Raw genomic sequence first — 11,187 nt, 5'->3', positions numbered from 1 at the left:
CGCGCCGCGCCGGGCGCCCTCGGGCCCCACGCCCCCCGCCGCCCCCCCGCCGCCACTCCGGGGCCCCCCGGCGCCGCCGGGCGGCCCGGGTGCCGGGGGCACGACCGGGTTGAAGGCGCTCCCGGGCCCGCCCGGACCACCGGGCTCGGCGTTGCCACCGGGACCAGCGCTGCCACTCGGCCCGACGGGCCTGCCGGCCCCACCCGACCCGGCCGGGTGCTGCGGACCGGCGACCTCCGGCTCCTCCGGAGCCGGTACCGGGTCGTAGCCGGACAGTGCCTCCTCGGCCGCGCCGACCGCGAGGCCGGTCAGCAGCACACGGCCGTCATCGCAGACGAGGACCGTGCGGGCGGTGATGTTGCGGTGCACCCAGCCGTGCGCATGCAGCACCCGCAGCGCCATCAGGACGTCAGAGGCGACCTCGGCTGCCCGGTACGGCGTCAGCGATCGCTCGGCCAGCAGCGCGGACAGCGGGCGCGCCGCCACGCACTCGCTGACGATCCACAGCGAACCGCCCTCGGCGAACACGTCGAAGACCTGGTCGAGCCGTGGGTGGTCGGGGACGCGGGCGGCGGCCTGCGCCGCCTCGACGGCGCGCCGCACCGCCGGATCCGTGGGCCGTCGCGTCGCCGCCCGGGCCGCCGGGGGCCGCCGGGAGCCGCGGTCACGGGCGGTGAAACCGTCGGGCAGCCCATCCGCGTCGAGCACCTCCGCCTCGACGACCTCGGGCAACGGCACCTGCCGGACCAGGACTTCCTGCCCGCTGTAGGTGTCGAAGGCACGGGTCTCGGTGAGTTCGTACTCGTCGGAGGGCGGCAGCGGCAGGCGGTAGCGGTCGGCGAGCACCCGACCCGCATAGTCGTCCACGGTGCCTCCCCCGGCTGCGCTGTCGGTCGATTCCGTTCGCCTCACGGCCCGTTCGGTCCACGTCCCTGGATGCGTACGGTCCGCAACAACTCACGATACGTGCCGGAGGCAACCCTCATTGAGGGGTTGACCGGATTGTCACGCCCCAAACCCCGGACCGCTCACCTCACGCCTTGGGTTCGAAGGACTCCGCCAGCGTCTTCCAGGTGCCCTTGCGCAACTCACCGTCCCACTGCGCGGACTTCGCGGTGTACATCAGCGCGTAACCGACCCGCCCGTCGATGACGAAGCCGCGGTCGACGGTCCGGTACTCCGTGCCGCCCTCGGTGTAGGTGAACTCCCAGTCGGCCGTGTTCCAGCCGCGGTATTCCACCTTGTCTATCCGGATCCGCTGGTATTGCGCACGCACCATGCCGCGCTCCTGGTTCTTCCAGTCCGCGACCGGGTCGTCCCCAGGCGTGCTGGTCCAGCCAACGAGGAGCTTCTGCCCGTCGGGCCCGGTGTACCGGTCCCCCGCGGAGTCTGTGGACCGGAACTTCCAGTCCTCGGGCAGCCCGATCGAGTACCCCTGGGTCCCCTTGTGCGTCAGCGCGACGGGCACGCCGTCTTTACCACTGGAGTTCGACCGGCCGGAACCACCGTCGCCCGACGCGCTCGGCTCGCTCCCCGCCCCGGACGTGGGGGTCGTCGCCGGGTCCGTATCGGAGGAGGCCGAGGTCTCGCCGTCGGTGCGAGTGCCGCCGTCCTTGTTCTGCTTGGTGTCGGTGCTCGCGCTCGCCACCGGCTTGCCGCCGCCCTTGGCGCCGTCGGAGCCTTTGTCGTCACCGAGGGTGAGGGCCAGCACCGTGCCGACCACCGCGAGTACCAGCACCACGGCGATGATCACCAGCGTCCGCTTCGGCACCACATCCGTGAGCGGCGCCCGGGGCGCCGGGCTCGGCGGCAGATCCGGCGGCGGCACCACGGGCCACCCGGAACTCGGCTTCGCCGCCCCCGACTTCGCACCCGCCCCCGCTGCCGCCGAGCCCGCGTCGGCCGCCGCAGCCGACGCGGGAGCGGATCCGGCCGCCCCCGCGGACCCGATACCAGCAGCCCCGGTGCCACTTCCGCCCGCGCCGACGGAACCCGCACCGCCGGAGGCGGGGGCGGACTCGCCCGCACCCACCGCCGTGCCCTCGGCGCTCCCGGCCGTCCGGCTCGCCGCCCCGGCCGCGGCCGCCCCCGTGGCCTTGCGCACGGAACGCAGCGCCCCGCGCCGTTTCCCCGCCGCCTCCTCGCCCCGCTTGCCTCCGCCCGCGGCGGCCCGGTCCACGGACCCGTCGGGCTGCGACGGAAGCGGCACGACCCGCGTGGCGTCCATCGGCTCCGGCTCGGGCGCGTGGATCACCGCGTTGAGCATGGCCCGGGCGCCCGCGTCGTCCAGCCGCTTGGCCGCGTCCTTGGTGAGCAGCCCGTGGATGACGTCCTTGAGGGGGCCCGCGTGCTTGGGCTCCTCCAGGGGCTCGGTCATCACCGCGGTCAGCGTCGCGATGGCCGACCCCTTGTCGTAGGGCGGGACGCCCTCCACCGCCGCGTACAGCAGGCCGCCGAGGGACCACAGGTCGGCCGCCGGGCCCGGCTTGTGCCCGCGGGCCCGCTCCGGGGAGATATAGGAGGGCGCGCCGACGAGCATGCCGGTGGAGGTGATGGACGGGTCGCCCTCGACCTGTGCGATGCCGAAGTCGGTGAGCACGACCCGGCCGTCCTCGGCGATCAGCACATTGGACGGCTTCACGTCGCGGTGCAGGATGCCCTCGCGGTGTGCCGAGCGCAGCACGTCGAGGATCGCGAGCCCGACCTCCGCCGCGCGCTTCGGCTCCAGCAGGCCGTCCTCACGGATGGCCTCGGCCAGGGACTTGCCCTCCACCAGTTCCATCACGATCCACGGCCGGTCGTCCTCGTCCACCACGTCGAAGACGGTGACCGCGCTGTTGTTGCGGATCCGTGCAATCGCCTTGGCCTCGCGCAGGGTTCGCGTGATCAGGCGCCGCTTCTCCTCCTCGTCGATGTTCGAAGGAAACCGCAGCTCCTTCACGGCGACGGTCCGGCCGAGGGTCTCGTCCTCGGCCCGCCACACCGTACCCATGCCGCCGCGGCCGAGCACTTCTCCCAGCCGGTACCGCCCGGCGAGGAGACGTCCGCTCTTGTCCTGACGGGATGTCCCCGCCCGCTCCGCGTCCGACATGCGTCCCCTCATGCAACCCGCCCTGACAGAGCCTCCATTGTCCCTCACCCGACAAGTGACCGACGCCCAGGGTGCCCCTCCTCATGCCCCGGGTCGCGCACTCCTCCTTCCGCTTCCAGCCGCTTCCTTCCGCTGCCACCGCTCCTCCTACCCGCCGCGCGCGTGCGGGTCGCGACGGCAGAACCCGGCCGCGAACCCGCCCCGCTCCCGGTCGAGTTCTGCCCTCGCACCTGTTGAAACGGACGGGCCTCGCACAGAGATCCCGCCTCACCACACCCGTTCGAGTGAAGCCGGTGAAGCCGGTGAAGCCGGTGAAGCCGGTGAAGCCGGTGAAGCCGGTGAAGGCAGCGAAGCCGACGAAGCCGCCCCGGCCCGCTCAGAGCGGCACGATGTCCGGCGCCCCCAGCCGCGCCGCGTCCGCCGTGAGGTCGTCGGGCTGCAACTGGGACTCCCGCTCGGCCTCCACCCGCTTCTCGTAGTGCTCGACCTCACGCTCGATCTGGTCCTTGTCCCAGCCGAGGACGGCCCCCATGAGTTCGGCGGCCTCGCGGGCGCTGCGCGTGCCGCGGTCGAAGGTCTCGATGGAGATCCTGGTCCGGCGGGTCAGCACATCGTCAAGGTGCCGCGCGCCCTCGTGCGAGGCGGCGTACACGACCTCGGCGCGCAGATAGTCGTCGGCCCCCTGCAAGGGGTCGCCCAGCGAGGGGTCGGCGGCGACGAGGTCCAGGACCTCCTCCGCCATCGAGCCGTACCGGTTCAGCAGGTGCTCGACGCGCACCACGTGCAGCCCGGTACGGGCGGCGATCCGCGCCCGCGCGTTCCACATCGCCCGGTAACCCTCGGCGCCCAGCAGCGGGATGTCCTCGGTGACACACTCGGCGACCCGCATGTCGAGGCCGTGCACCGCCTCGTCGACCGCGTCCTTCGCCATGACCCGGTACGTCGTGTACTTGCCGCCGGCGACCACGACGAGGCCCGGCACCGGATGCGCCACGGTGTGCTCGCGCGACAGCTTGCTGGTCGCGTCGGACTCGCCGGCGAGCAGCGGGCGCAGTCCCGCGTACACACCCTGGACGTCGTCGCGGGAGAGCGGCACGGCGAGCACCGAGTTGACGTGCTCCAGCAGATAGTCGATGTCCGCGCTGGACGCGGCCGGGTGTGCCTTGTCCAGGTCCCAGTCGGTGTCGGTCGTGCCGACGATCCAGTGCCGCCCCCACGGTATGACGAACAGGACGGACTTCTCCGTGCGCAGGATCAGTCCGGTCGTGGAGTGGATGCGGTCCTTGGGCACGACCAGGTGGATGCCCTTGGAGGCGCGGACGTGGAACTGCCCCCGCTCCCCCACCATCGCCTGGGTGTCGTCGGTCCACACACCGGTGGCGTTCACGACCTGCTTGGCGTGGATCTCGTACTCCCCGCCCGCGTCCACGTCCTGCGCCCGGACGCCGACCACCCGTTCGCCCTCGCGCAGGAACGCGGTCACCCGCGCGCGGTTCGCGGCCTTCGCGCCGTACGACACCGCGGTCCGCACGAGGGTCGCGACATAACGGGCGTCGTCCATCTGGGCGTCGTAGTACTGGAGGGCGCCGACCAGGGCGTCCTTGCGCAGGGCGGGGGCGACGCGCAGGGCCTGACGGCGGCTCAGGTGCCGGTGCATCGGCAGGCCCCGGCCATGGCCGCGGGCCATCGACATGGCGTCGTAGAGCGCTACGCCCGAACCGGCGTACACCCGCTCCCAGCCCTTGTGCTGGAGCGGGTAGAGGAACGGCACGGGCTTGACCAGGTGCGGCGCGAGGCGTTCGAGCAGCAGGCCGCGCTCCTTCAGCGCCTCGCGGACGAGCGCGAAGTCCAGCATCTCCAGATAGCGCAGGCCGCCGTGGACCAGCTTGCTGGATCTGCTGGACGTGCCCGACGCCCAGTCGCGGGCCTCGACCAGGCCGGTGGACAGGCCACGGGTGACGGCGTCCAGCGCGGTGCCCGCGCCGACGACTCCGCCGCCCACCACCAATAGGTCCAGCTCGCGCTCGGCCATGCCCGCGAGTGATTCCGCGCGCTGCGCCGGCCCCAGTGTCGCTGTCCTCACCGCTGCCTCCCGCTGTCGGTCGCGTCGGCCGCACCCGGTGGGCGAAGCCCGGTCGATCCCCTCCCCATGCCCAAATTCTGACCGGCTTGCCCGACTTCAGCCACCACTCGCCTCCGGCCTGTGGACAACGGCCGCATGACCAGCGGAGGACCACCGGAAGACACAAGAACACAATCCCACATAACGGTCATATTTACTCCTAGTGTGACATTGCGCTCGCCCATCCTGTCCACCGGGCTTGCGCACCTGTCCCGCTCCGGCTACTGGGAAGGACGGCCCACGCCATGCCCGCAGACCTCGCCGTCATCGGACTCGGTCCCTACGGCCTGCCCCTCGCCCAGGCAGCCGTCGCCGCCGGCATCCCCACGCTCGGCTACGCCACCGGGCCGGAGGCCGGCTCGCTCAGCCCCGCCGAACTGCGCCGGATGCTCTCGGCGGGCTTCCGGCCGGCCACCGACCCGGCCGGGCTCGGCCGGGTCCGCACCGCGGTGATCTGCGCACCGACCCCACGGGGCATGGACGGCGGGCTCGACCTGAGCCAGGTGGAGACCGCCGCCCGCACCCTGGCGTCCCGGCTGCGCCCGCACACCACGGTGATCCTGGAGTCGCCGGTACACCCCGGCACCACCGAGGACTTCCTGCGGCCCCTGCTGGAGAAGGGTTCGGGGCTGCGCGCGGGCCGCGACTTCCACCTCGCCTACGCGCCCAGCCGGGTCGACCCCGGCAACCGGGACCACACCCCGGCCGGCACGCCCAAGGTCATCGGCGGCCTCACCCCGGCCTGCACCGAATCCGCCGCGGCGTTCTACTCACGGCTGACCGACAAGGTGGTACGCGCGCGTGGACCCCGCGAGGCGGAGACGGTGCAACTGCTGGAGACGAACTTCCGGCATGTCAATATCGCCCTGGTCAACGAAATGGCCGTCCTGTGCCACGACTTGGGCGTGGACCTGTGGGACGTGATCCGCTGCGCGGAGACCAAGCCGTTCGGCTTCCAGGCGTTCCGGCCGGGCCCGGGAGTCGGCGGCCACGGCGTCCCGCAGGACCTGACCGGCCACGCCGGTCGCCCGCTACGCATGGTGGAACTGGCCCAGCAGGTCAACGGCCGCATGCCCCGGTACGTCGTGCAGCGCGCCGCGGCCCTCCTCAACGAGCACGGCAAGTCCGCCCGCGGCGCACGCGTGCTCCTGCTGGGCGTCACCTACAAGGCCGACCTCGCCGACCAGCAGGGCACCCCGGCCCACGAGGTCGCGATCCGGCTGATGGAGCTGGGCGCCTCCGTCAGCTACCACGACCCCCACGTGCCCTCCTGGAGCGTTCTGGACCGCCCGGTCCCCCGCGCGGACTCCCTCTACGAGGCGGCGGCCGACGCCGACCTCACGATCCTCCTCCAGCAGCACCGCACCTACGACATGCAGGGCCTGTCGGTGAAGGCTCAACTGCTGCTGGACACAAGGGGCGCCACCCCCACGGGAGCGGCGCACCGGTTGTGAAGGGGGCGCACGCGACGGGGGCTCACTCCAGAGCCGGTGGCACAGGCCCCTGGCCGACGGGTAGCGTCAGAAACGAACGGCGCCCCACCGCAGCGGCCAACTGCAGCGGGCTCCTGAAAGTGAACGGGGTGTCCACCCCTAGGTTTCGTAGGGGCGGCCGCTCACCGGCCGTAAATCCGCAAGATCCACCTCCTCCGGAACCAGACCGCCCCACAGCGGATCCGGTACCGTACAAACAGGTGGAGCCCGCCGTAGCGGGTACTACGACGGGCTCCTAGAAGGTGAACGGTGCGTCCACCCCTAGGTCTCTTGGGGGTGGCCGCTCACTTTCCGTAAATTCGCAAGATCCACCTCCTCCGGAGCGGGACCGCTCTACAGCAGATCCGGTACCGTAAAAAAGGGTGGAGCCCACCGCAGAGGGCACTGCAGCGGGCTCCTGACCGGTTCACGGGTGTCCGCCCCTAGTTCACGTGGGGGCGGCCGCTCACCGGCCGTAAATCCGCAAGATCCACCTCCTCCGGAACTTCACCAGCCGAAGCCGAATGCGATCCCAGCGGGTGGGTTTGCGGTGACGACCCATGGGCGCGCCCCCTTCCACAATGCCGCCCAGAGGCCCGGTAGGGCGGCTCGTTGGAATTCGGGCCGGGCCCCGAGGGCCGGGGTCCGGAACCGTGTCCTTGGAAGGGGGCGTCCCAGAGAACCGGGTCGCCGATCACTGACGTTACCTGCTCAGTTCGCCCATTCGGCCCACCTTCGCCCCGAACGCAACCGCGCGCCCCGAGCACACAACACGCGCCCCCGCCAAGCCACTTGGGCATGCAGAAGGGCTCGGCCACCCCTATGGGCGGCCGAGCCCTTGCCCTCGCTCAAGTCGAGCGTGGTGTCACCTCAGCGGCGGTGCTGCGAGTCCGCGACCGTGACCTCCACCCGCTGGAACTCCTTCAGCTCGCTGTAACCGGTGGTCGCCATGGCCCGGCGCAGGGCGCCGAAGAAGTTCATCGAGCCGTCGGGGGTGTGGGACGGACCGGTGAGGATCTCCTCGATCGTGCCCACCGTGCCGAGGTCGACCTTCTGGCCGCGGGGCAGCTCCTCGTTGACCGCCTCCATGCCCCAGTGGTGACCCTTGCCGGGCGCGTCGGTGGCACGGGCCAGCGGGGAGCCCATCATCACCGAGTCGGCGCCGCAGGCGATCGCCTTGGGCAGGTCACCGGACCAGCCGACGCCGCCGTCCGCGATCACATGCACATACCGTCCGCCGGACTCGTCCATGTAGTCGCGGCGGGCGGCGGCCACGTCGGCGACCGCCGTGGCCATCGGCACCTGGATGCCGAGCACGTTGCGCGTGGTGTGCGCGGCACCGCCGCCGAAGCCGACCAGCACACCGGCCGCACCGGTGCGCATCAGGTGCAGGGCCGCGGTGTAGGTGGCGCAGCCACCGACGATCACCGGGACGTCCAGCTCGTAGATGAACTGCTTCAGGTTGAGCGGCTCGTGCGAGGAAGACACATGCTCCGCGGAGACCGTCGTACCGCGGATGACGAAGATGTCGACGCCCGCGTCCACCACGGCCTTGGAGAACTGGGCGGTGCGCTGCGGGGACAGCGCGGCCGCCGTGACCACGCCGGAGTCGCGCACCTCCTTGATGCGCGCGCCGATCAGCTCCTCCTGGATGGGGGCCGCGTAGACCTCCTGGAGCCGCCGCGTCGCCGCCTCGGCGGGCAGCGCGGCGATCTCGTCGAGCAGCGGCTGCGGGTCCTCGTACCGCGTCCACAGCCCTTCCAGGTTCAGCACGCCCAGGCCGCCCAGCTCGCCGATGCGGATCGCGGTGGCCGGGGAGACGACGGAGTCCATGGGGGCGGCCAGGAAGGGCAGCTCGAAGCGGTAGGCGTCGATCTGCCAGGCGATCGAGACCTCCTTCGGGTCCCGCGTACGACGGCTCGGGACGACGGCGATGTCGTCGAAGGCGTACGCCCGGCGGCCGCGCTTGCCGCGCCCGATCTCGATCTCAGTCACGTCTGTGGCCTTTCCCTGATGCGTTTCAGCGTCTTCCAGTATCGCCGACGGGCCGCGCACCGCCCCCGCTCAGGTACCGGACACCGCCTCCGCCCAGATGCCGGACACCGCGTCCGCCCAGGTGCGGCGAGGGCGGCCCCGAAGACTCCGGGACCGCCCTCTGGGACGTCTCTGACGCGCGGGGTACGCGCGCGTGCGTCACTTCCTGCTGTAGTTGGGCGCCTCGACCGTCATCTGGATGTCATGCGGGTGGCTCTCCTTGAGGCCCGCGGAGGTGATCCGGACGAACCGGCCGCCCGACTGCAGCTCCGGCACGGTCCTGCCACCGACGTAGAACATCGACTGACGCAGGCCGCCGACCAGCTGGTGGACGACGGAGGAAAGCGGGCCGCGGTAGGGCACCTGGCCCTCGATGCCCTCGGGGATCAGCTGGTCGTCGGAGGCGACGCCCTCCTGGAAGTAGCGGTCCTTGGAGAACGACTTGCGGTCGCCGCGGGTCTGCATCGCGCCGAGAGACCCCATGCCGCGGTACGACTTGAACTGCTTGCCGTTGATGAACAGCAGCTCGCCCGGCGACTCCTCGCAGCCGGCGAGCAGCGAGCCGAGCATCACCGTGTCCGCACCGGCGACCAGCGCCTTGGCGATGTCGCCGGAGTACTGCAGACCGCCGTCGCCGATGACCGGGACACCGGCCTCCTTCGCGGCGAGCGCGGCCTCGTAGATCGCGGTGACCTGCGGGACGCCGACGCCGGCGACCACCCGGGTGGTGCAGATCGAGCCCGGTCCGACACCGACCTTGATGCCGTCGGCGCCCGCGTCGACCAGGGCCTGGGCGCCGTCGCGGGTGGCGATGTTGCCACCGATCACGTCGACACCGGTGGAGTTCGACTTGATCTTGGCGATCATGTCGCCGACCAGGCGGGAGTGGCCGTGCGCGGTGTCGACGACGATGAAGTCGACGCCGGCCTCGATCAGTGCCTGGGCGCGCTCGAAGGAGTCACCGGCGACGCCGACCGCCGCGCCGACCAGCAGCCGGCCCTCGGCGTCCTTGGCGGCGTTCGGGTACTTCTCCGCCTTGACGAAGTCCTTGACCGTGATCAGGCCCTTGAGGATGCCCTCGTCGTCGACCAGCGGCAGCTTCTCGATCTTGTGCTTGCGCAGCAGCTGTACGGCGTCGTCGCCGGAGATCCCCACCTTGCCCGTGACCAGCGGCATCGGCGTCATGACCTCGCGGACCCGTTGGCTGCGGTCGGTCTCGAAGGCCATGTCACGGTTGGTGACGATGCCGAGCAGCTTCTTGTTGCCGTCCGTCACGGGGACGCCGCTGATGCGGAACTTCGCGCACAGCGCGTCGGCCTCGGCGAGCGTGGCGTCGGGGTGCACCGTGATGGGGTCCGCGACCATGCCGGACTCGGAGCGCTTGACCAGGTCGACCTGGTTGGCCTGGTCCTCGATGGAGAGGTTGCGGTGCAGGACGCCGACGCCGCCCTGGCGGGCCATCGCGATCGCCATACGCGACTCGGTGACCTTGTCCATGGCGGCGGACAGGAGCGGGATGTTGACCCGCACGTTCTTGGAGACGTACGAGGCGGTGTCGATGTCGTCGGGTGCCATGTCCGACGAGCCCGGCAGCAGCAGCACGTCGTCGTAGGTCAGCCCGAGTGTCGCGAATTTCCCGGGCACTCCGTCGACGTTCGCAGTCATGACACCTTCCCCAATGGCCTTGATCGGTGCGGATGTCCATGCTAACGGGAAGCGTGGCTCTCACATTCCACAGTCCGGGTCGACCCCGGGCTTCATATGTTCATACGATCCGCGTGTCCGGCCCGTTCACGGGCTGGTCAACCGCCCGCGGGCGGTTACTGCTCGGCCAGCGCCCGCAGCCGGCTGAGCGCCCTGTGCTGCGCCACCCGTACCGCGCCGGGTGACATACCCAACATCTGACCGGTCTCCTCCGCGGTCAAGCCCACCGCGATCCGCAGCAGCAGCAGCTCGCGCTGGTTCTCCGGAAGGTTGGCCAGCAGCTTCTTGGCCCACGCGGCGTCGCTGCTGAGCAGGGCCCGCTCCTCGGGGCCCAGGGAGTCGTCCGGGCGCTCGGGCATCTCGTCGGAGGGGACGGCCGTCGAACCCGGGTGGCGCATCGCGGCCCGCTGCAGATCGGCGACCTTGTGCGAAGCGATGGCGAAGACGAACGCCTCGAAGGGGCGGCCGGTGTCCCGGTAGCGGGGCAGCGCGAGGAGGACGGCGACGCAGACCTCCTGCGCGAGGTCCTCGACGAAGTGCCGCGCGTCGCCCGGGAGCCGGGACAGCCGGGTACGGCAGTAGCGCAGCGCCAGGGGGTGGACATGGGCGAGCAGGTCGTGCGTGGCCTGCTCGTCCCCGTCGACGGCGCGATGCACGAGCGCACCGATCGCCCCATGGGCCGTGCCCGCCTCGTCGTCGCGCATCGGTCCATGGTGCCCTGTGGCCGTCCGGTCCGTCGCATCGTGCTGATGGTTGTGCATCGA

At 71.5% G+C, this 11,187-nt stretch carries 7 protein-coding genes; 1 reads left to right on the top strand and 6 read right to left on the bottom strand.

Going from position 1 to position 11,187, the window contains the following annotated elements:
• The 3 genes from ACWEKM_RS35365 to ACWEKM_RS35355 all read right to left on the bottom strand — a co-directional run.
• The coding region (locus ACWEKM_RS35365; protein WP_451625365.1) for a protein kinase at window positions 1–867 on the bottom strand (867 nt) is incomplete at its 3' end.
• Between the two features lie 166 nt (window positions 868–1,033).
• Window positions 1,034–3,091: a serine/threonine-protein kinase gene (locus tag ACWEKM_RS35360; RefSeq protein ID WP_451625364.1), complete on the bottom strand. Its 2,058-nt coding sequence runs from the start codon at window positions 3,089–3,091 to the stop codon at window positions 1,034–1,036.
• Window positions 3,092–3,467: 376 nt separating this feature from the next.
• The gene (locus tag ACWEKM_RS35355) at window positions 3,468–5,174 is read right to left on the bottom strand and encodes a glycerol-3-phosphate dehydrogenase/oxidase (protein WP_451625363.1); all 1,707 of its coding nucleotides are present in this window, start codon (window positions 5,172–5,174) and stop codon (window positions 3,468–3,470) included.
• 284 nt (window positions 5,175–5,458) lie between these two features.
• Between ACWEKM_RS35355 and ACWEKM_RS35350 the strand changes: the two genes are divergently transcribed.
• A complete protein-coding gene (locus tag ACWEKM_RS35350) occupies window positions 5,459–6,667 on the top strand; it encodes a nucleotide sugar dehydrogenase (RefSeq protein WP_451625362.1) in 1,209 nt (402 codons plus the stop codon).
• 888 nt (window positions 6,668–7,555) lie between these two features.
• Here the strand turns inward: ACWEKM_RS35350 and ACWEKM_RS35345 are convergent.
• The 3 genes from ACWEKM_RS35345 to ACWEKM_RS35335 form a co-directional block, all read right to left on the bottom strand.
• The gene (locus ACWEKM_RS35345) at window positions 7,556–8,680 is read right to left on the bottom strand and encodes a GuaB3 family IMP dehydrogenase-related protein (protein ID WP_451625361.1); all 1,125 of its coding nucleotides are present in this window, start codon (window positions 8,678–8,680) and stop codon (window positions 7,556–7,558) included.
• 198 nt (window positions 8,681–8,878) lie between these two features.
• Window positions 8,879–10,384: an IMP dehydrogenase gene (gene guaB, locus ACWEKM_RS35340; protein ID WP_451625360.1), complete on the bottom strand. Its 1,506-nt coding sequence runs from the start codon at window positions 10,382–10,384 to the stop codon at window positions 8,879–8,881.
• A gap of 155 nt (window positions 10,385–10,539) precedes the next feature.
• Window positions 10,540–11,127 carry a sigma-70 family RNA polymerase sigma factor gene (locus tag ACWEKM_RS35335; RefSeq protein ID WP_359070216.1) on the bottom strand — a complete coding sequence of 196 codons (588 nt, stop codon included), beginning with the start codon at window positions 11,125–11,127 and terminating at the stop codon, window positions 10,540–10,542.
• Window positions 11,128–11,187 lie beyond the last annotated feature (60 nt).

The sequence above is a fragment of the Streptomyces sp. NPDC004752 genome, from assembly GCF_053601275.1.
Note: the sequence above shows the minus strand (reverse complement) of the source record. Positions and strands in the feature narration are given on the sequence as shown.